1 protein-coding gene is annotated in these 394 nt (G+C 57.9%); it reads left to right on the top strand.

The features are described from left to right. Positions 1 to 394: immunoglobulin-like domain-containing protein (locus ACM6IP_RS26035; RefSeq protein ID WP_414862607.1), on the top strand; the 394-nt coding region annotated here is incomplete at both ends.

Here is a 394-nt window from a genome sequence, read left to right as displayed (position 1 = left end):
TCCGGCCAATAGCACCAGTGGTACGGCAGTGGTCACCGCCAAAGACAACATCTTCACCGGCGGTCAGGACGCGATCGTCAACAAACTCGAGTCGGTTTCGGCTAACAACTTCGAGAAGCTGACCCTCGGCGAAGACCAATACACCACCACCGTCACCGACGAGCCAGGTACTGACGGCGACAAGATCACCGTCACCATCGAAAGCAACGGCGATGTGCTGGAAAACGCTGCGCCTAAGTTCACGGTGAAAGTCGATCAGGAGCTGAAACAAGACCTGACCGTGACCCTGAGCAACGGCGCGACCGTGGTGATCAAGGCTGGCACCACCAGCGTGCCGTACGAGCTGAAAGCCCAGGGCGATGACGTCTACAAAGACGGCGAAACCATCAAGCTG

This window comes from Pseudomonas sp. IT-P176, assembly GCF_949767245.1.
Classification (GTDB): domain Bacteria; phylum Pseudomonadota; class Gammaproteobacteria; order Pseudomonadales; family Pseudomonadaceae; genus Aquipseudomonas.
Note: the sequence above shows the minus strand (reverse complement) of the source record. Positions and strands in the feature narration are given on the sequence as shown.